This is a genomic window from Neobacillus camarae (assembly GCF_054950115.1).
On sequence record NZ_JBUCKX010000001.1, the window covers coordinates 394,874 to 417,231 of the forward strand.

The 22,358-nt window shown below is 43.5% G+C and carries 14 protein-coding genes, 1 pseudogene and 1 riboswitch; all 15 genes and pseudogenes read left to right on the plus strand.

Going from position 1 to position 22,358, the window contains the following annotated elements:
- Positions 1-113 precede the first annotated feature (113 nt).
- Positions 114-509, plus strand: a pseudogene (locus ACY8D0_RS01820) (lamin tail domain-containing protein); the annotation flags it as partial.
- Between the two features lie 774 nt (positions 510-1,283).
- Positions 1,284-5,393 carry a DUF4350 domain-containing protein gene (locus ACY8D0_RS01825; RefSeq protein WP_462409922.1) on the plus strand — a complete coding sequence of 1,370 codons (4,110 nt, stop codon included), beginning with the start codon at positions 1,284-1,286 and terminating at the stop codon, positions 5,391-5,393.
- Positions 5,394-5,614: 221 nt separating this feature from the next.
- A complete protein-coding gene (argC, locus tag ACY8D0_RS01830) occupies positions 5,615-6,652 on the plus strand; it encodes an N-acetyl-gamma-glutamyl-phosphate reductase (RefSeq protein WP_462408806.1) in 1,038 nt (345 codons plus the stop codon).
- 93 nt (positions 6,653-6,745) lie between these two features.
- The gene (argJ, locus tag ACY8D0_RS01835) at positions 6,746-7,972 is read left to right on the plus strand and encodes a bifunctional ornithine acetyltransferase/N-acetylglutamate synthase (RefSeq protein ID WP_462408807.1); all 1,227 of its coding nucleotides are present in this window, start codon (positions 6,746-6,748) and stop codon (positions 7,970-7,972) included.
- A 12-nt stretch (positions 7,973-7,984) separates the two neighbouring features.
- The gene (gene argB / locus ACY8D0_RS01840; RefSeq protein WP_462408808.1) at positions 7,985-8,785 is read left to right on the plus strand and encodes an acetylglutamate kinase; all 801 of its coding nucleotides are present in this window, start codon (positions 7,985-7,987) and stop codon (positions 8,783-8,785) included.
- Entirely contained in the window at positions 8,782-9,981 is a 1,200-nt protein-coding gene (locus tag ACY8D0_RS01845) for an acetylornithine transaminase (RefSeq protein ID WP_462408809.1), read from the plus strand. The genes argB and ACY8D0_RS01845 overlap by 4 nt, the downstream gene beginning before the upstream one ends.
- Before the next feature lie 6 nt (positions 9,982-9,987).
- Positions 9,988-11,064 carry a carbamoyl phosphate synthase small subunit gene (locus ACY8D0_RS01850; RefSeq protein WP_462409923.1) on the plus strand — a complete coding sequence of 359 codons (1,077 nt, stop codon included), beginning with the start codon at positions 9,988-9,990 and terminating at the stop codon, positions 11,062-11,064.
- A complete protein-coding gene (gene carB, locus ACY8D0_RS01855) occupies positions 11,051-14,284 on the plus strand; it encodes a carbamoyl-phosphate synthase (glutamine-hydrolyzing) large subunit (RefSeq protein ID WP_462408810.1) in 3,234 nt (1,077 codons plus the stop codon). The genes ACY8D0_RS01850 and carB overlap by 14 nt, the downstream gene beginning before the upstream one ends.
- Positions 14,268-15,242: an ornithine carbamoyltransferase gene (argF, locus tag ACY8D0_RS01860; protein ID WP_462408811.1), complete on the plus strand. Its 975-nt coding sequence runs from the start codon at positions 14,268-14,270 to the stop codon at positions 15,240-15,242. The genes carB and argF overlap by 17 nt, the downstream gene beginning before the upstream one ends.
- Before the next feature lie 81 nt (positions 15,243-15,323).
- On the plus strand, positions 15,324-16,535 hold the full coding sequence (locus ACY8D0_RS01865) for an argininosuccinate synthase (protein WP_462408812.1): 1,212 nt from the start codon (positions 15,324-15,326) through the stop codon (positions 16,533-16,535).
- Between the two features lie 63 nt (positions 16,536-16,598).
- Positions 16,599-17,975 carry an argininosuccinate lyase gene (gene argH / locus ACY8D0_RS01870; protein ID WP_462408813.1) on the plus strand — a complete coding sequence of 459 codons (1,377 nt, stop codon included), beginning with the start codon at positions 16,599-16,601 and terminating at the stop codon, positions 17,973-17,975.
- 218 nt (positions 17,976-18,193) lie between these two features.
- Entirely contained in the window at positions 18,194-19,054 is an 861-nt protein-coding gene (locus ACY8D0_RS01875) for a carbon-nitrogen hydrolase family protein (RefSeq protein WP_462408814.1), read from the plus strand.
- Between the two features lie 20 nt (positions 19,055-19,074).
- Positions 19,075-19,737: a GNAT family N-acetyltransferase gene (locus ACY8D0_RS01880; RefSeq protein WP_462408815.1), complete on the plus strand. Its 663-nt coding sequence runs from the start codon at positions 19,075-19,077 to the stop codon at positions 19,735-19,737.
- 23 nt (positions 19,738-19,760) lie between these two features.
- Positions 19,761-20,432 (plus strand): GNAT family N-acetyltransferase, encoded by a 672-nt coding sequence (locus ACY8D0_RS01885; RefSeq protein WP_462408816.1) that lies wholly within the window; start codon positions 19,761-19,763, stop codon positions 20,430-20,432.
- Positions 20,433-20,515: 83 nt separating this feature from the next.
- Positions 20,516-20,627: riboswitch (SAM riboswitch) on the plus strand.
- 74 nt (positions 20,628-20,701) lie between these two features.
- Complete coding sequence (locus ACY8D0_RS01890; RefSeq protein WP_462408817.1) at positions 20,702-21,934, plus strand: homoserine dehydrogenase; 1,233 nt, start codon at positions 20,702-20,704, stop codon at positions 21,932-21,934.
- Positions 21,935-22,358: the final 424 nt, after the last annotated feature.

Genomic DNA, 22,358 nt, shown 5'->3' on the forward strand with positions numbered 1-22,358 from the left:
ATTTACACAAAATTTACTATATTAATAAAAATAAAATTCTAAATCTACTAATTTTATGGTAAATTTAAGGTGTTTGACAATTTAGTACTTCGTTATATAAAAGGGGGAGAAATATGACGAAAAGACGGGTAAAAAAGTACAGCAGTTTAGCTTTAACGGCCTTATTGGTTGGCGGTACACTTCTGCCAAATTTAGCATCTCCAGTGAAAGCAGCTTCGTTAGGAAATGTTGTGATTAGCGAAGTGTACGGCGGTGGAGGCAACGGGGGGGCTGTTTACAAAAATGACTTCATAGAATTGTATAACCCGACAGATGAGGATATTAACCTTACGGGTTGGTCAGTACAGTATGGATCTGCGACAGGATCTACCTATAGTAGTCAAATTAATTTGACAAACACTATAAAAGCACATGGTTATTACCTGATTAAAGCAGCATCGGGTGGTTCGGCCGGAGCAGATCTTCCTATATCTGCTGATGATACCGGAACAGGAATGAATTTAAGTGCTACAACTGGCAAGGTTGCACTCGTTAATGGAACAGCACGTATCGCAACAAAAGCAGACCCAGCAGTAATAGATTTTGTAGGTTTTGGTACCGCAAATGAGAATGAGACGAAAGCGGCACCAGCGCCTTCAAGTTCTAAAAGTATCGAAAGAAAAGCAAACGATAGTTCAAATCCCACATCCGCTGAAGGAGCAGGAAAAGGTAATGGCTGGGATACTGATGACAATTCCACTGATTTCGTAGTGGCAGACCCAAATCCTCAGAATACATCCTCTGAAATTGAGCCTAAAATCGAGGAGCCGCCTGCACCTCCGGAAGAGGGAGTCACTCTTTTGAAGGATGTTCGGGCAAATAATGAGAACGGGGAACCGGAACTGAAGGGTCAGACAGTAACCGTTGAGGGGACGGTTACGGTTGCTAACAATATTATCGGTTCAAAAACTTATTATATCCAAGACGCAACTGGCGGCATAAATATTTTCGACAGCAGCCAGGAAGTCACGGTTGGCCAAAAGGTGAGAATAACCGGAACCGTTGAATTTTACCGCGGCTTAACAGAGATTAAGCCGACTTCTGTGGAAGTAAAAGGCGAAGGAGACTCCATTACTCCGAAGGATATATCTATTGCTCAACTAAATAACTATGCAACCGCAGAGCCAAAAGAAGGCATGCTGGTAACCGTTCAAGGTAAAGTCACTGACGTACCGGCCACTGCATCGGGCGGAGGCTACAACGTCACCCTTGAAGATAGCGGGAAAGCAACAACGGTAAGGGTCATGACGACTACTGGCATTGACACGGCCAACATATTAAAAGTAGGCAGCTCATATGTTATCACTGGGATTGCTGGTCAGTATGATTCCACGTCTCCGTTTGATACGGGCTATCAGATATTCCCGCGCAATGATCAAGATATTACTGAATACTTTGCTTTGTCTTTATCTCATGACCCGTTAACTACAGTTTATACGGGCAATAACGCCAGATTTAAAGTCACTGCAGAGGGTGCAGATACCGTCACAGTTTATTATCGTGAAAAAGGAGCATCATTCTATAGCTCATTAGAAATGAGTAAAGGGGAACAAAACCAGTACACCGCTGTTTTACCAACCGCTTCAGTACCGCAAAATGGTCTTGAGTATTATATTAAAGCAGTTAATAAGTCTGAAACCAAAACAGCAGGAACGGCTGAACAGCCATACAGCGTTCAAGTTACAGCTGACACATTTGCACCGGTGTTGAACGGGTTCCAACCAGCGAATAACTCAATCGTTGAAACAACCTTGCCGGAAATCAGCTTTTTGGTAGATGAGCCAAGCGGTCTAGACGAATCAAAACTATCTATTAAGCTGGATAACGAGGAAGTCCACCAAAAAGCCATTGTTTCGGAACAGCAAGTACAACTTACCTTAGACAGTCCGTTGTCTTACGGCAAGCATACTGTTGTTGTAGAAGCGTGGGACACAAAAGGAAATCTCGGTACAGCCAATTGGTCGTTTGAAGTATCAGAGCCTTTTACGGGTGGAAATCATTATCGCGGCACAACCCATAACCATACAAACATCTCTCATGATGGTGCAGGTACACCAGAGGATGCACTAAAAGCAGGTATAGCACATGGTTATGATTGGTTTGCTTTCTCGGACCATTCACACGATATTGATGCTGATTTGGCTGGCAAGGATACCGTCGATCATAACGGCATGCCGGAAAGAACAGGCGGATCCGACTGGCAGACTACAAAGAATTTGGCCAAGCAGTATACAAATGATGACTTTGTGGTATTCCCAGCATTTGAGATGACTTCAACCACATGGGGACACTCAAACGTGTTTGGTACCGATAACTTTATTGATCGCAAAATCAACAATGGCAAGTATCAGGATTTGAATCAGTATTATGCATGGGTATTGACCTATGATAATATCACGGCACAATTCAACCATCCAGATATGTCTACCAACGCATTTAATAACTTTATGCCATACGATCAAAATGTAGACAAGCTGTTTACGATGTTTGAAGTAGGGAATGGTTCCGGTCATTATGAGTATGCCAACGCCGAAAAGAAATACTTCAGTGCGCTGGATTTAGGATGGCATGTTGCCCCAACTTACGGCGAGGACAACCATGAAGGGACATGGGGACAAACCTTAAACAGAACAGTTATCGTTTCTAAAGACTTAAAACAGGAATCCTTATTGCATTCGATGCAAAACATGCGGGTTTATATGGAAGAAGATCCTAACTTTGAGCTGGATGTTAAGGCAAATGGCCAATATATGGGTTCCATTATTGACAGCAAATCTTTGCAATTTGACATCAAAGGATCTGATTCAGTAGCTGAATCCAATGCTATTACTGAATACAATTTCCTTTCAGATGACTATAAGTCCGATGACCGCATTGATAAAGTAGAATTAATTACAAATGGCAACAAAGTGGTTGATTCAATTCAGCCAATGAAAACAGGATTCACATGGAATCCTTCCGTTACTGTAACAGGCGGCCAGCAATGGTTTGTTGTGAAAATCACTCAGATGGACGGAGAGCAAATCTATTCGTCGCCAATTTGGACAAAAGAGCAGGATATTGATGTACGGGTCAGCGGTTTAGAAGTTGCGGGAGATGCCATTGTTTCCGGAAATCCTGCAACGCTTGAAGCAGGGATTAGCAACCTTGGAAAAACCGAGCTTACGAATCTAAATGTCAAATTCTATTATGATGAGGTAAAAGACAGCAATTTAATCGGAACTGGCAAGATTGACAAGCTGGCTCCTAAAGGTGTTGGCAAAGCCAGTGTTGTCTGGGATAAACCGATTGCAGGACAACACACTCTCATTGCAGTTATGAATACACCGCAAGGGGACAGTCCAGAAGATAACAAGTTTGCCAAGCAAGTAAATATTAAAGAATCGCTTGGTAAAACGGTCATGATTGATGCGGCTCATAAGAATGAGAATACATCTACTGACCCTGGCACCTACAAAAATAACTTCACTGCCTTTACCAAGCTGGTACAACGTGAAGGATATACAGTAGTAGAAAACCAACTGCCATTGACAGATGAGGTTTTAAAAGGTGTAAGAGTTCTGGTTATGACCCATCCAGAGGTAGATTTAACTCAAGCAGAAAATGATGCAGTGGCCAATTTTGTTAAAAACGGCGGTTCATTGTTCCTGACAGATAAGAGTAATTATAACAATACTTCCACCGTCAACAATGACTTGCTGGAGCAAATGGGTTCGACCATTCAAATTAACAATGATGGGATATTCGATGACACAAAGGAAGGAAACTTCTGGAGTGATCCGTTGAAATCGAAATTTGCAGTACGACTGCATGTGAAACCAGTTGAAAATTATATTACTGACCGTGCCGATACCATCGAGTATTACAGCGGTGCAAGCTTAGAAAAAGTAGGGCACCAGCCATTAACTGATAGTGATACCGTTACTATCATAGCTAGCGGCAATGAAACCACTTACCAAAATAGTGTAAAACAAGGCTATGTATACGATGATGTTTCTGATGATCACGGTGGTTCAGCCATTCCAGCGATTGCTTCCGAGACCATAGGAAAAGGACACATCGTGGTTTCCGGTATGAACTTCATGAATGACAAGCAATTGGATGAGTCCTTCAACCCGAAAGGTAATGACGAAGTAGCCCTTAACGCTGTTAATTGGCTCGCAGATCGTGGAACAACGATTACCAACATTGCTAATGCCCGCAAATTGGCGGATGATACGGAAGTAGTGGTAGAAGGAACAGTCACCACGGCTGCCGGGGTTTTCTTCGATGCCTTCTATGTACAGGATGAAACAGGAGGAATTATGGCCTTCAACGAAGTTCCTGAGGGGTCATTAAAAGAAGGTGACAGGGTACGGATTTACGGTCATCTAAAAACCTTTGAAAATAACAAAGAATTAGAATTCAGTAAGTTTGACCAAGATGTCATCAAACTAGGAAGTGGTGATCCAGTAGAGCCTGCAGTAGTCCAAACTGGGGAAGCGAAATCAGAAGCAAACAAAGGGCTGCTTGTTAAGGTACAAGGAGAAGTTGTTTCGAAATTCGACGCTAACTCCTATTACATTAATGACGGTACTGGTGACATACTAGTCTTCACTGACGGTTATATTGTTAACCAAAGTGGACCGGTTCCTGACTTAAAGATTGGGGATACACTGCAGGCAGTTGGTCTATCTGGCTCCTTTGGACAAGGCGACCGAATCCGGGTTAGAAATACAAAAGAGCTGGTTAAGCTTGATGTTAAAGCACCAGTTACTACGGCAGCTGTAAATCCTGGTGAGCCAACTGGAAAAAATGGCTGGTATACTTCAGATGTGTCTGTGAAACTCACTGCCAGTGATGATATGTCTGGCGTCCAAAATACGCAATACCGAATCAACAGTGGTGATTGGACTGACTATTCCGATACTATAGAGTTGACCGAAGATGGCCAATATAAGATAGAATATCAGAGTAAGGATGCAGAGGGGAACACTGAGCAAGCAAAGTCAGTTGTAGTCAAGCTTGATAAAACTGCTCCGACAATCGATGTTTCTGTTGACCAACCTGTTCTGCAAGTTCCAAATCATAAGATGGTCGATATTAACGCCCTGGTAAAGGATAACGATGATACATCAGGGATAGAGTCGGTGGTATTAAAAGCAATAGAGATTAATGAAGAAAATGCAAGTTCAAATGATATCCAAAATGCAGAGTATGGAACGTTGGATACATTATTTAGCCTGCGTGCCGAAAGAAACGGCTACGGTAATGGACGGACATACACCATTACGTATTTAGCAACAGACAAGGCCGGAAATACTGCTGAAGGTAAGACAACTGTGTTTGTACCGAAGGGTAATTCCGGAAAATAAATCAAAAGAGACCTGGTTCTCATAGAAGCAAAAACGGCTTTATGGGAACCAGGTTTTTTATTATGTTTAATGCATTTTTATTAACATTTTAATGCAAACGCTTACAAATGATTGATTAGAAATTATTCAATATAACCTGAAAATTAGGGAATTTTCGGTTGAATAATTATTTGATAATATGTATAATAATTCATTATGAGGAACACAGGAGATGACAAAAGATGAAAGCTGCAGTAATTGGGGGTACAGGGTATGGAGCCATTGAGCTAATCAGGCTTATCCATAGGCATCCAAACCTTGAGATTGGAACAGTCGTTTCCAACTCGCAGGCTGGAAATAAATTTAGCGACAGCTATCCTCACCTTTCAGAGATTGTTGAACAACCACTTGAAAAATTTAATGCGGTCACACTATCCGAAACAAACGATATAGTGTTTCTAGCCACCCCTTCAGGAGTAAGCAGTAACCTTGCACCGCAGCTGCTCGAGACCGGGATGAGGTGCATTGACCTATCAGGTGATTTTCGCCTCAGGTCAGCGGAAGAGTACCAAACATGGTATAAGCGTACGCCGGCAAATGGGCACTACCTGGAACAAGCTGTTTACGGTCTAAGCGAGATTTATAGTGAAAAAATAAAGACCGCCAAGTTAATCGCCAATCCAGGCTGTTACCCGACAGCTTCGACTCTTGGGTTAATACCCATTCTAAAAGCAAATATTGCAGACTATCAGTCTATTGTTATAGATGCAAAATCCGGCGTATCGGGAGCAGGAAGAGGGCTTTCGTTAACTTCCCATTACGCGGAGATAAATGAAAACTTGAAAGCTTATAAGCTAGGGGCCCATCAGCATATCCCGGAAATCGAACAGGTGCTGTCGGACGAGGCAGGAAACCCGATTAACATCACTTTTACAACCCACTTGGTGCCAATGACAAGAGGGATCATGTGCACGATTTATGTGAAATTAACTGACAAGGTATCCATTGAAGAAATTCAAAGAATCTACTCCGAATTTTATAAAAATCATCCATTTGTTAGGATCAGGCCACAAGGTACAGTTCCTGCAACAAAAGAGGTTACAGGATCTAATTTTTGCGATGTTGGTCTCCATCTTGATGAACGAACCAATCGACTAACAATAGTTTCAGTGATAGATAATCTAATGAAAGGTGCAGCCGGTCAGGCCATCCAAAATTTAAACTTAATGAATGATTGGGATGTCAGGACAGGTCTTGATGACATACCAATGTATCCATAGGCGTTAGGGCGCTGGAGCTAACCAATTTTCAAAAATAACGACTAGTAATCTAGTTTCGTATAAATCAACCGGTTACCGTAGGGGGTAGTTAAAATGCAGGCAACAACATCTAAAGAAATCGTTGTACTTGAAAATGAAAGTGTCACATTACCAAAAGGGTTCAAAGCTGGCGGTATTCATTGCGGAATAAAGCGGAAGAGAATGGACCTGGGATATATTGTATCAGAAGTTCCGGCTGCAGTAGCCGGGGTGTATACCACGAATTTATTTCAGGCAGCCCCATTGCTGGTGACCCAGGAAAGCATTGCTAAAGAAAATAAAATACAAGCGGTTATTGTTAACTCGGGAAATGCCAATGCCTGTACAGGGGAACAAGGAATGAAAGATGCCTATGAGATGCAAAAAGAATTCGCCGGGCAGCTTGGAATCCAGGAACATCTTGTTGCTGTTACCTCCACCGGAGTCATTGGTGAACTTTTGCCGATGGATAAGGTGAAAAACGGGATCCAACAAATCCTAAATCAAGAAAATGAAAAGGAAACCTTCTTTAAGGAAGCAATCCTTACAACCGATACTTGCATGAAACAAATCGCTGTCCAAGTCAAAATAAACGGGAAAACCGTAACGATTGGCGGGGCGGCAAAAGGGTCCGGAATGATCCACCCGAACATGGCGACCATGCTTGGATTCGTGACAACAGATGCTAACGTGGCCCATGGTGAACTATTGGGCGCATTAAAAGATATAACGAATAAAACTTTTAACATGATTACCGTCGATGGAGATACAAGCACAAACGATATGGTGTTGGTCATGGCTAACGGACTGGCAGGAAATGAAGAGCTTACGGTAAGCCATCCGGATTGGGATGCATTCAAAAACGGATTACAAATTGTTTGTGAGGCGTTGGCCAAAAAAATTGCCCGCGACGGTGAAGGGGCAACCAAACTAATTGAAGTCCAAGTAGCTGGGGCAGGTTCCTTCGATGAGGCAAGAGCAGTTGGGAAAGCAATCATTTCTTCTAATCTTGTAAAAACAGCTATTTACGGAACAGACCCGAACTGGGGTAGAATTGTCACAGCCATCGGGTATAGCGGAATAAAGCTTAATCCAAACAACATTAAAGTTGGTTTGGGACCTTATAAAGTATTTGAAAACGGACTGCCTTGCCCTATAGTGGAAGATGAAGTGAAAGAATATTTGGAGTTGGATACGATTAAAATTACGGTGGAGTTAAATCAGGGTGACCAGAGTGCCACGGCCTGGGGATGCGATTTAACCTATGATTATGTCAAGATCAACGCATCCTACCGCACGTAAGGAGGAAGACAAATGAAATATGTAGTCATAAAGTGCGGCGGAAGTGTGTTAGAAAACCTGCCAAAGTCGTTTTATGAAGACGTGGTAAAACTGCATCAATCCAGTGAGTGGACTCCGGTTATCGTCCATGGCGGCGGACCGCTGATTACCTCCCTGTTAAAAACACTGCAAGTAGAAACCACCTTCGTAAATGGCTTAAGGGTGACCAATCAACAAGTGTTGGACGTAGTGGAAATGGTTTTAAGCGGGTCGGTTAACAAACAGGTGGTCCGTAAGCTCATCGAGGCAGGAGGCAAGGCGCTGGGTGTGAGCGGTGTGGATGGAATGCTCCTTAAAGCAAAGCCGACAAATGAGGCTAAGGTGTTAGGCTTTGTTGGGGAAGTCGTAGAAGTGAATCAAAACATGATAGAAGATATGGTTGGTCAAGGTTTCATTCCAGTTGTTTCGCCAGTTGGAATCGATAGCAGTGGCCAGCGGTATAACATAAATGGCGATATTGCCGCAGCGGCAGTGGCCAAAGCATTAAAAGCGAATTTGTGCTTTATCAGCGACATTCCGGGTATTTTGGTGGAAAAAGATGGCCAAAAGACCAAGCTGGATCAAGTCAGCAAGGCCGGAATTGAAAGAATGATTGAAGATCAGACGATTTATGGCGGGATGATTCCGAAAGTAAGGGCGGCCATTGACGGCCTTTCCTTTAATATACCTGAAGTCGGCATTATTAATGGTTTTGAAAAGAACGGATTGATTGAATATATTAATGGGAAAAAAATCGGCACCAAAATTGTTCTAGAAGAGGAGATTGTATTATGACAACGACACAACCGCTCTCCCTGACTTCTCCGTTGATGGCTACCTACAGCCGCTTCCCTGTTACTTTGGTAAAGGGAAAAGGAAGTTATGTATGGGATGACAAGGGAGTGCAATACCTAGATTTTACTTCCGGCATAGCCACTTGTAATTTGGGGCATGTACCCGATGCAGTGAAACAAAAAGTGGAGGAGCAACTGCAAAATCTCTGGCACTGCTCCAATCTATACCATATTCCTAATCAGGAAAAGCTGGCTGCCTTGCTTACAGCTAACAGCTGCGGCGATCAAGTGTTTTTTTGCAACAGTGGTGCCGAAGCCAATGAAGCGGCCATTAAGCTGGCAAGAAGATACGCAAACAAAGTAAAGGGGAGCAGCAGTTCGGAAGTCGTTACATTCAATCAGTCGTTCCATGGACGGACATTGGCCACACTGACAGCCACAGCCCAAGAAAAAATTCAGCATGGTTTTGCACCGCTTATGCCGGGGTTCAGCTATCTGCCGTTTAATGATATCGAAGCCTTGGAGCAACTGGCAGAACGTAAACCGGCAGCTGTCCTTCTCGAAATGATTCAAGGCGAAGGCGGGGTTATCCCGGCCGAACCGGAATGGGTTAACGAGCTCGCACGGGTTTGCCAAGAGAATGATATCCTTTTAATGGTTGATGAAATCCAAACTGGAATGGGCAGAACAGGAACTTTGTTCGCCTACCAGCAGTACGGCATAGAACCGGATGTGATCAGCATCGCCAAAGGATTAGGTTCAGGTTTTCCAATCGGGGCGATTATTGCAAAGGAAAAGGCAGCCAAGGCCTTTGAACCGGGAAGCCATGGCAGTACTTTTGGAGGCAATCCACTTGCTACAGCGGCGGGACTCGCGACTATGACTTACTTGCTTGATAGCAACGTATTAAGCAATGCAAAAGAAATGTCTGAATATCTTGATGTTCAACTTCAAAGTTTAAAAGAAAAGCATTCTATCATAAAAGAAATCCGCGGCAAAGGATTATTGAAAGGATTAGTACTTGAGTCGGGTGCTTTGGAGGTTGTTCAAAAGGCCATCGGTAATCAGCTGCTCATCTTAACAGCAGGTCCAAATGTCGTGCGGATTTTACCTCCGTTACCAGTAACCAAAGCGGAGATAGACGAATTTACTATAGCGTTAGAAAAATCTATCCAAAGTACGGAGAAAGGCGAGTGAGTGTTTTTGGAACAGGGATACCTTACTTTGGAAACAGGAGAAGTATTTGAGGGGGTACTAATCGGTGCCGGGAAGGAATCTCTCGGAGAGGTTGTTTTTAATACAAGTATGACCGGTTATCAGGAAATCATCACCGATCCATCCTATGCAGGGCAAATTATCACCTTCTGTTATCCAATCATCGGAAACTATGGCATCAATGCCTTGGATGATGAAAGTATAACACCGGCACTCGCCGGCGTGGTGATCGGGGACTTATGTGAAACCCCAAGCCATTATCAATCCATCCAGAAATTTTCTGAAAAATTAAAGAAGTTCGGTGTAACCGGAATTGCAGGTGTGGATACACGACTCCTTGTCAAAACCATCCGCAGCCGCGGAACGGTAAAAGGTGTCATAAGCACTACAAAGGATTTTGAGTTTCCAAGACAAGATCAAGAGCCTTTATGGGTAGAGAAAGTGTCAACGAAAAAAATCCAGTTTTATAAAAATAGAGGGCCGCACGTTGTCTTAATGGATTATGGCCATAAAAAGTCAATCCTTAGTGCCTTGCTGGCAGAGAATTGTTCGGTCACCGTCGTTCCATATCATACGCCTTTTGAAAAAATTAAGGCAATAAACCCGGATGGCGTTTTATTCAGCAATGGACCTGGCGACCCGATGGAACTGAAAAAATGGTTCCCTGAGATTAAAAAGATTAGCACGACTTACCCGTCTTTGGGGATATGCCTGGGGCATCAACTCATTGCCCTGTCATTTGGGGCAAAGACTGAAAAGCTCGCTTATGGGCATAGAGGCGGAAACCATCCGGTGAAAGAACTCGAGACCGGAAAGGTAAAAATCACCGCACAAAATCACAGTTATGTGGTCATGGATGAGAGTATTGATGGCCAAATATTTGATATTACCTACCGAAATGTCAATGACCAATCCATCGAAGGCCTAAAGCATAAAGTTTATCCGATTCAAACTGTGCAATTTCATCCGGAAGCTCATCCGGGGCCAAGCGATACCGAATATATCTTAAAAGAATTCGTAAAAAGAATTGCATCACTGGGAGAGACACGTTATGCCGTTAAATAAAAATTTGAAAAAAGTGCTGGTCATTGGTTCAGGTCCAATTGTCATCGGCCAGGCAGCTGAATTTGATTATGCCGGGACCCAAGCTTGTATCGCCCTCAAAGAAGAGGGAATTGAGGTTGTACTGGTCAACAATAACCCGGCAACCATCATGACCGACCAAGCTGTCGCCGATAAGGTTTATATTGAACCGCTAAATGTATCAACCATTGAAAAAATTATCCAAAAGGAAAAACCGGATGGAGTTATTGGAACCTTAGGCGGGCAAACCGGCCTCAATCTTACGGTTCAGCTTTTCGAACAAAACATTCTTGAAAAATACAATGTCGAGTTGTTGGGAACCTCCGTTGAGTCCATCAAAAATGGGGAAGACCGGGAGAGATTCCGCAATTTAATGCTGAAAATCGGCGAGCCGATTCCTGAATCAGCGATTATCCAGGATTATGAGGAAGGCGTAAAATTTGTTGGGAAAATTGGCTTTCCAGTCATTATTCGCCCTGCATTTACACTTGGAGGTGAAGGCGGGGGATTTGCCTACAACGATGAAGACTTGGAACTCGTTCTAAAAAAAGGCTTATCTGCGAGCCCAATCCATCAAGTCTTAGTGGAAAAAAGTATTAAAGGCTGGAAAGAAATTGAATATGAGGTCATGCGCGACGCCAATGACACGTGCATCATCGTCTGCAATATGGAAAATATGGACCCTGTCGGTGTCCATACAGGGGATTCCATTGTCGTGGCCCCTTCTCAGACCTTGTCCGATGTACAGTATCAAATGCTTCGCGATGTTTCCATAAAGGTCATCCGCGAGCTAGAGATTATCGGCGGGTGCAACATCCAATTTGCGCTGCATCCTGAATCCAATCAGTACTATATTATTGAAGTGAACCCAAGGGTAAGCCGCTCATCGGCACTTGCTTCTAAAGCAACCGGTTATCCAATTGCCAGGATGGCGGCAAAGTGTGCCATCGGATACCATCTGGATGAGATTGTGAACCCGATAACAGGCAATACCTTTGCCTCGTTTGAACCGGCGATTGATTATATTGTGGTAAAACTGCCGCGCTTCCCATTTGATAAGTTCCCGGAAGCAGACAGAACTTTGGGAACCCAAATGAAAGCAACAGGGGAAGTTATGGCGATTGACCGGACATTTGAAGGAGCCCTTAATAAGGCCATCCGTTCAATGGAGATGAATGTTTACGGACTATGTGTGGAGGCCAACAAAACACTAGCAACGGATACCTTATTTAGTCTTCTTGAAACCGCAAATGACCGCCGCCTGTTTATCATTGCAGAAGCATTTAGAAGGGGAATCTCCCTTGAGCAGGTTCAGCAATCAACCGAAATTGATCGGTGGTTTTTACACAAAATTAGCTCAATCGTGGAAATCGAGAAGCAATTAGGTTCCTATCAGTGGATTGCAGTTCCTGACCAACTGCTAATCAAAGCCAAGCGGTTGAATATGGCTGATAAATTTTTATCGCAGATCTTTAACGTACCGGAAAAAGTGATCAGAAATAAATGGAAAGAACTGAACATCCAACCAGGCTATAAAATGGTCGACACCTGTTCAGCCGAATTTGATGCGATTACACCTTACTATTACTCTACTTATCATGGATTTGATGAAGTAGAAATTTCCAATAAGAAAAAGATTATGGTTATTGGCTCCGGCCCGATCAGGATTGGCCAGGGAATTGAATTTGATTACTGTTCGGTTCATGCGGCTAAAGCGATTAAGAAAAAAGGCTATGAAGCGGTTGTCATCAATAATAACCCGGAGACAGTCAGCACGGATTATTCCACGGCAGACCGTTTATATTTTGAACCTCTGACTGCAGAGGATGTCCTCCATGTGATCAATAAGGAGCAAGTGGAAGGCGTGCTGATTCAATTTGGCGGTCAAACAGCGATTAATCTGGCCCATGATTTGGAGGAAGAGGGGGTCAAGATACTTGGCACATCCGTGGCGAATGTCGACAAGGTGGAAGATCGAAAGGAATTTTATCAGCTGCTAGAGGAACTCGACATCCCACATATTGAAGGAAAAACGGCAGCCCATCCCGAAGAACTTGTGGAAGCCGCAACACGACTTGGTTATCCGGTACTTGTAAGACCATCCTACGTCATTGGCGGACAGTCCATGTTCACGATTTTTTCAGAGCCGGAGCTCCATAGCTATATCAAGCAGTTGGAGCAAAATGGAAATGAAAAAATGTGGCCGTTGTTAATCGATAAATTCATGCCGGGCTTAGAGTGCGAAATTGATGTGATTTGTGACGGGGAACAAGTCGTTGTACCAGGAATATTTGAGCATATTGAAAAAGCTGGTGTTCACTCGGGTGACAGTATTACTGTGTTCCCGCCAATTTCTATTCCGGATGAAATAAAAGCTGTATTAATCGACTATGCGGACAAAATTGCCAAAGCAGCTTCCATCGTTGGAATGATGAATATTCAATTTGTGGTTTATCAAAACAAGGTCTATTGTTTAGAGGTAAATCCTCGTTCATCACGTACGGTACCAATCATGAGCAAGGTGACTGGAGTTCCGATGATTGAGTGGGCGGTTCGGGCTCAACTAGGGGAAAAGGTTAGTGACTTTGCACCTGCACAAGGGCTTTTGGAGGAACCAACTTATTATTCCGTAAAGGCACCTGTATTTTCTTCAGGAAAACTAAAGGGAGTCGATCCTGTCCTTGGCCCGGAAATGAAATCGACAGGAGAAGTGCTGGGGCTGGGCCAAACCTATTTAGAGGCATTGAATAAAGCTGTGCCATCGCAACAAGAGAAGATCGAAGAAACTTATATATTATGTTCGATATCCGATCGTGAAAAGGAAGCCAGCCTTCCGATTATTACGGAGCTTGCAAAAAAATACAAACTGGCGGCTACGGAAGGAACGACTGACTTTCTGCGGAGCCAAGGAATTTCCGTGGAAAAGCTCCTTAAGGAAGAACAGGATGTAACAGAGCTGTTCCGGAATCAAGTTTTAAGGGCTGTCATCAATATACCAAATCAAGGACGCAACAAATTGAAATTCGGCTTCCATATCCGTGAGCAAGCCATCCGTTATAAGGTGCCAGTATTTACCCATTTAGATACAGTGAAAGTAAACAGTAATTTGCTGCAGCAACCACAGACGGATTTTGACGTAAAACCAATCAGCGAATTTTATCAACTGGAAGAAAGAGGTGCCGTTCATGCCAGAAGCCATTGAATCGACTAAAATAAATAACAAGCCTATGAATTATAAGGGAAAAGATTTTATTCAACTGGCTGATTTTTCAAAAGAAGAGATTCTCCATATGCTTGATGTGGCAGTGGAGCTAAAGTCACTGCAAAAACAGGGAAAACCACACGCCTATTTAAGCGGGAAAGTTTTGGGGATGATTTTTGAAAAATCGTCAACCCGAACGAGAGTCTCATTTGAAGTGGGCATGCTCCAGCTCGGGGGCCATGCGATTTTCTTAAGCTCCAAAGATATTCAGCTCGGCAGGGGCGAAAGTATTCATGATACGGCAAAAGTGCTCTCGAGATATGTGGATGGAATCATGATTCGTACCTTCGGTCATGAAACGGTGGAGGAGCTGGCAGAGCATGCCTCCATCCCTGTCATTAATGGACTGACGGACTTGCAGCATCCCACTCAAGTGTTAGCTGACCTGTTAACGATTCTCGAGCATAAGGGAAAACTTGAAGGGTTAAAAATTTGCTATATTGGCGACGGCTATAACAATATGCCCCATTCTTTGCTCGAGGGCGCTGTAAAGGTAGGAATGGATATTAGTATTGCCAGCCCGGCTGGCTACCTTCCTGATGGAAAAATTACCGAGCAGGCGATAGAAGCGGCAAAACAGACTGGGGTTTCGGTGACGATTACCCATGATCCGGTTGAAGCGATTAAGAATGCGGATGTGGTGATCACCGACGTTTGGACCAGCATGGGGATGGAGGCGGAAACCCAGAAGCGATTAAAAGATTTCGCGTCCTACCAAGTGAATGACGAATTGTGCAAACACGCAAAAGATGACTTCATCTTTTTGCATTGCCTGCCGGCCCATCGCGGCGAAGAAGTGACGGCGAAGGTCATTGACGGCTCCCATTCCGTTGTTTTTGACGAAGCAGAGAATCGCTTGCATGCCCAAAAAGCAATTTTAAAACTTTTGCTAGAATAAGACTTTCATTTTTCACTAGATATGTTGTATAATAATTCTATCGATTGAATAATAATACAAACATAAGCAAGGAGAATAGAAATGGCGAAGGAAAAAATTGTTTTAGCATACTCAGGCGGATTGGATACATCCGTATCGGTTAAATGGATTCAAGAAAAATATGGTTATGATGTCATTGCTTTAGGTCTTGATGTAGGGGAAGGAAAGGACCTGGAAGCGATCAAAACGAAGGCGTTAAATGTTGGGGCAATTAAAGCCCATATTATAGATGCCAAAGAAATGCTGGCAAAGGATTATATCATACCCGCTTTAAAGGCTAATTGTTTATATGAAGGGAAATACCCTTTATCGTCTGCTCTTTCTAGACCGTTAATTTCTAAATTGTTGGTGGATGTGGCCGAAAAAGAGGGTGCTACAGCAGTGGCCCATGGCTGCACAGGTAAAGGAAATGATCAGGTGCGTTTCGAGGTTTCCATCCAAGCGTTAAATCCGAGCTTGAAAGTGGTTGCGCCTGTCCGTGAATGGGGCATGACCCGCGATGAAGAAATTGAATATGCCAAGAAAAACAATATTCCCATTCCAGTAGATCTGGATAACCCGTTTTCCATTGATGCCAATATCTGGGGCCGCGCCTGTGAAGCGGGTGTACTGGAAAATCCTTGGGCAGAGGCACCTGAAGCAGCCTACGATTGGACCAATCCAATCGAATTAACTCCGGATACTCCAGAGTATCTTGAAATTGATTTTGAACAAGGCGTTCCTGTTGCGCTTAATGGAGAAAAGCTTGAGCTTGTACCATTAATTGAAAAATTAAATGAACTAGGCGGCAAGCACGGTGTTGGCCGTATCGATCATATTGAAAATAGATTAGTAGGCATCAAATCACGCGAAGTGTATGAAAATCCAGCAGCATTAATTCTAATTAATGCCCATAAGGAATTGGAATTTTTGACATTGCCGCGTGAGGTTACACAATTCAAAACGCAGGTAGAACAGCAAATGGCCAAAATTATTTATGAAGGGCTTTGGTATTCTCCTTTAAAAGCTGCTTTGGATGCGTTTATTGAGGAAACCCAGAAAGTCGTTTCCGGCACTATTCGCGTTAAGCTCTTCAAGGGAAATCATACTGTTGTCGGGCGTAAATCGGAGCACAGCCTATATAATGAAGAACTGGCAACTTATACAAAAGGCGATGCGTTTGACCATAATGCAGCAGTGGGCTTCATTAAGCTTTGGGGGCTGCCGACAAAAGTCTATTCCGAAGTTAACCAGAAAGAATCGGTCTTAAAATAATTCAGAAGGTGCCCTCGAATCGTTTCGGGGGCTATCTTGTTAAGCCATGAGGAGGAGCAGCATATGTCTAAGCTATGGGGCGGACGTTTTACGAAAGAAACGAACAAGCTGGTAGAAGAGTTCACAGCCTCAATTCCGTTTGATCAAAAATTAGCCAAAGAGGATATCGCGGGAAGCCTTGCCCATGTCCAAATGTTAGGGGAGTGCGGCATTATTCCAGAAGAGGATGCCGGAAAAATTAAAAGCGGCCTGCATCACATTAAAGAGATGGTTGACCACGGCGAAGTGGAATTTTTAATAGAAGATGAAGATATTCATATGAATATCGAAAAACTCTTGCTGGAACAAATCGGCCCAGTTGGGGGGAAACTTCATACAGGAAGAAGCCGAAATGACCAAGTGGCAACCGATATGCATTTATATTTGCGCACTAAAACCACAGAACTCATCACCTTGGTGGAAAATGTTCAGAAAGCCATTGTCGAACAAGCAAAAGCGAATATTGAGACGTTGATTCCCGGTTATACTCATTTGCAACGGGCCCAGCCGGTTTCGTTTGCCCATCACTTGATGGCCTACTTTTGGATGTTTGAGCGGGATAAAGAGAGATTAATTGATTCGTTAAAGCGGGTGAACTGGCTGCCATTGGGAGCAGGTGCATTGGCAGGTACCACTTTTCCCATTAATCGGGAACGGGTTGCCGAGATTTTAGGGTTTGAGACCATCTATCCGAACAGTATGGATGCCGTCAGTGACCGGGATTTTATTTTGGAGTTTTTGTCAATTGGCTCAATTATCATGACCCATATCTCCCGTTTATCCGAGGAACTGGTACTCTGGTCCAGCCAGGAGTTTCAATTTGTCGAACTCGATGATTCTTTTTGTACAGGTTCAAGCATTATGCCGCAAAAGAAAAATCCCGATGTACCTGAGCTGCTGAGGGGCAAAACCGGACGCGCCTATGGCAATTTAATCGGTCTGTTGACAGTATTAAAGGGTCTGCCTCTTGCTTACAACAAGGACTTGCAAGAGGATAAAGAAGGCATGTTTGACACCGTGGAAACCCTCGAGGGGTCATTAAAACTTTTGGCACCGATGATTGAAACGATGACCGTGAAGAAAGATGTAATGAGAAAAGCCATTAATAATGACTATTCGAATGCAACCGATATCGCGGACTATTTGGTCACAAAAGGCCTTCCGTTCCGTGCAGCACATGAAGTGATTGGAAAAATTGTTCTATACGCCATCCAGTCCGGCAAGTTTTTACTCGACTTAAGTTTTGAAGAGTACCAACAGTTTAGTCCTTTATTTGAAGAGGATATTTACGAGGTGCTGGCTCCGGAGCATGTGGTCGCCGTTCGAAACAGCCTGGGAGGCACATCTCCTGAACAGGTAAGACAACAAATTAAGCTTGCTGAAGAAAAGCTGCATCAATAAGGGATAAGCCCGCCGGATTGGCGGGCTGTTTTTTTCGTTTAGGAAGAGCGGACGGGAATCCTCTCCATTTCAATGGAGAGATGATAGTCCGCCCTCTTGATAAACCCACTAGGTTTTTATCTTTTTTCACCAAAAGCTGGATAAATTGTATTCCTTATGAAAATATTAGATAATTTGTTTAGTAACCATTTTTTCAAAAAATTGACTGGAGGAATAAGATGAAACTTAGAGTATCTGCCGTGCAGTACCATTTGCATACGATTCAATCCTTTGAGGAATTCGCTGGCCAATGCGAGCATTATATAAAAACTGCAGAAGAGTTTGGGGCTGAATTTGTACTGTTCCCTGAATTCTTTACCACGCAGCTTCTATCTATTGGAGACAGTCAGGGGCATAGCCTGAAAATTGCTGACCTGCCAAACTTCACTGAACAATATCTTGCGTTATTCTCCAACTTTGCCAAACAAACAAATATGCATATCATCGCCGGAACTCACGTACTTCGTAAGAATGGCAAGCTGTATAATACCGCCCATTTATTTTACCCCGATGGAAGAGTTGGCGAGCAGGCTAAGCTGCATATTACCCCTACTGAGGTGCATGAATGGGACATGGCCCCTGGGGATTCTTTTCAGATTTTTGAAACTGACAAAGGGAAAATCGCCCTGTTGACTTGCTATGACATCGAATTTCCGGAAATCGTCCGGATGGCGAAAGCAAAGGGAGCCGACGTGATTTTCTGTCCATCCTGTACCGACGATCGCCACGGTTTCCATAGGGTCCGCTATACAAGCCATGCCCGGGCGATTGAGAATCAAGTATATGTCGTTTTAACCGGAACGGTCGGTTCGTTGCCGACAGTTGATTTTATGCGGGCTAATTTTGGCCAGGCTGCCATTATTACACCGAACGATATCCCATTTCCGCCGCGCGGTATCTTGGTCGAAGGGGAAATTAACAATGATATGGTCGTAACAGCAGATCTGGATTTAGAACTGTTATACGAAGTCCGTGAGCGCGGCTCGGTTACCACTTGGCGGGACCGTAGAACCGACTTATATGTCGATTGGGAAAAATAACGGACCGGAGGAGAATCGGAATGTACCGAAGCCAGTTTTACGTGTTTGAACACGACCAGCCTAAGGCTGCCATCATTCGTAACTACACCAATGAAGACTTTGAACAGCTGATTGAAATCCAATCAGAATGCTTTCCTCCGCCATTTCCAGCCGAATTGTGGTGGAATAAGGAGCAATTGACTAATCATGTGACGCTTTTTCCTGAAGGAGCACTCTGTATCGAAATTGAAGGGGAATTAGCTGGGTCCTTAACAGGTCTCTGTGTTGATTTTAATCCGAACCATATGGAACATACTTGGGCCGAAATCACGGATAACGGTTATATAAGAAACCATCATCCCAACGGCAATACCCTGTATATTGTTGATATAAGTGTCAGGCCAAAATACCGGAAACTAGGGCTTGGCAAGCTGATGATGGAAGCGATGTACCACGTCATCATAGAAAAGGGGTATGAGCGTTTGCTTGGGGGCGGCCGGATGCCCGGCTATCATAAACATAAAAATCAAATGACACCGCAGGACTACCTCGAAGCAGTTGTGAAAGGGCAATTAAAGGATCCGGTCATTACGTTTCTTTTGCGATGCGGCCGCGTCCCATTAGGGATTGTGAACAACTATCTGGATGATGAAGAATCGTGCAATAATGCCGTGCTTATGCAATGGGAAAATCCATTTAAATAATATATAAGGGAGGGCGCCAGCTCATGGAATATAAGAGGATAACCACTATTGAAGATCCCAATTTTAGAAAGCTGCATGATTTAATGGGCAAAATTTTTCCATCGGAGGAAGTGCTGAAGTACGATTTATGGAAAGAGCCGTTAGAAGATCCAGGAATCCGGGTGTTTGTGGCCATCCACGATGACCAAGTGGTCGGGGCTACCGAATACCGCTATTATCCTGATTGGAACATTGCGATGACCGACTTTACTATTATTAGTAAGCAAGGCTTGAGTCTTGGACGGTTCCTCGCCGAAAACCGTATGAGAGACTTACAGGAACTTGCCCATGCCAATGGAAATGAGTTATTTGGTATGTTTGCCGAAATCTACGATCCATATCGCGCGTCCAATCATGAATTTGGCGGCGTTAGAGTAATGGATCCCTATGTACGCCGCGAAGTACTGTCACATTTGGGATATAAAAGGCTGGATTTGGAATATGTCCATCCATCCTGGGAAAATAATGGTGAAGCGGTATCGGGATTGGATTTGTGTTTCATGCCAATTTTAGATCAAACCGAAGCACTGCCTGCATCTCTGGTGAAAGATTTCCTCACCGTTTATTACTCTGTGCTGCCAAATAAGCCGCAGGAATGGCTGGATATGGTTGAAAAAGCAGCAGAAAAGGAAACAATTGATTTACTGCCGCTATAGGATAGAATATTGACTTGGAGGGAAAATTCAGTTAATATTACTTCTATATATTTCGAATTTTATTAAATTGCAAATAAATTTATCTCTTATCCAGAGTGGCGGAGGGACATGGCCCGATGAAGCCCGGCAACCTTCAAGGTGTATCTTGAAAAGGTGCTAATTCCTGCAGATTGTAGTCAATCTGGCAGATAAGAGGAGGAACTCACCCTCTTCTTATCAAGAGGGTTTTTCTTTTTATAATAAGAAATTTTATGAAGGGTGGTCTAAAAATGACTGGAATCAAAGTGGCAATTCTCGGTTTTGGCACGGTTGGAGAAGGCGTCTATCGGACAATTCAATCACATGAAGCTGAATTGACCGATGTGTTGGGAAAGAAAGTGGAAGTTGCCGCCATTTTAATAAAAAATACGGCAAAGGCCAGAACAATAGGAGACGGAGTCCTAGTCACCACTGATTTTGAAGAAATCATTCGCCTGCCAAAGCTGGATGTGGTCATCGAGGCAATTGTCGGCCAGGAACCATCCTATACATATTTAAAACGTGCCATCCAAAGAGGCTGTCACATTATTACGGCAAATAAAGAAATGTTTGCCCATTATGGTAAAGAATTAATTAAACTGGCCGGCAGTCATCATGTTCAAGTTGGTTTTGAAGCAACTGTAGCGGGAGGAATTCCAGTCATCCAAACGTTAAGGCAGCTTCTCAAAATTAACCGAGTTTCCGAAATACACGGGATTCTAAATGGAACTTCTAATTTTATTTTGACTGAAATGCGTGAAAAAAAGCAGTCATTTGCCCAAAGCCTTCTTTTGGCTCAAGAAAAGGGTTATGCAGAGGCGGACCCCACAAATGATGTCGAAGGATTTGATGCTTTTTATAAAACCATGATCCTCAGCCGGATTGCCTTCGGTTCCGAACCTATTTGGCAGGATGTGGAGCGTGAGGGGATAACCCATATAAATAGCGAACTTATAGAGGTGGCAGATCAATTGGGGCTAAGATTTAAACACGTGGCCAGTATCACCAAACTTGGCGACAAGATTCAAGCCTCGGTTAAACCTGCCCTGGTCGGAAATGAGCATCCCTTCTACCATGTAGAAGGGGTAGAAAATGCAGTCAATGTCCACTCGGATATTGTCGGAAGGATTACTTTGCAGGGGCCGGGGGCAGGAATGTTCCCGACAGCCAGTGCGGTCATAGAGGATTTGGTATATGTGAATCAATATCATGCGGCTGCGCATTCTTTACGAAAGCAAGTGGAAACAGAGCAGCAAGAAAAGGGAGAACCAAGTAAGTATTGGTTTATTCATGGTGTTAGACCGGCAACGTCCCAGTTAAATATCGTTTGGAATGATTTGGAACTTACTGGTATCACTATTGTAAAAGCAACAAAATCTGAAGTGGCACAATGGGCCAGACAATACCCTGCAGTTCGCTATTACGCGATTTTAGGGGATGTCGAATGGGAAGCTATCAAACTGGAAACGACAGCTGTCATGTAGTGGATAAGAAAGGAGCAACCGCTTCTTTCTTTTTTATGTCCAGTGAACTGGAGTTCACATACTCTTCACATTTCCAATATAAATATGTTAAAAAACTGTGAAATTGGTTGTTTTAAAACGGATGGGGGAGTATAGTCTGAGTATAGAAACGATAGTGAAAACTTCACATCGTTCATGTAATTTGATTTTAACGAGTTCTAACAATTTATTTTGGATTAACCTCTCTTTGGAACTCGCTGAAATATATCCCCCCTTTTATATAGTTACTTTGAAAGAAGCAGGAATCCCCTGCTTCTCTTTTTTTAAGTTTCTTTTATATATGGCTGTTGATTTCCGCTCCAGGCGCTCAGGGAACCCGCGGGCGTGCCGGAGAGCCTCCTCGGCGCTGGAAGGAAGCCGCCTGCGGGGTCTCCCCAGCCCAGTA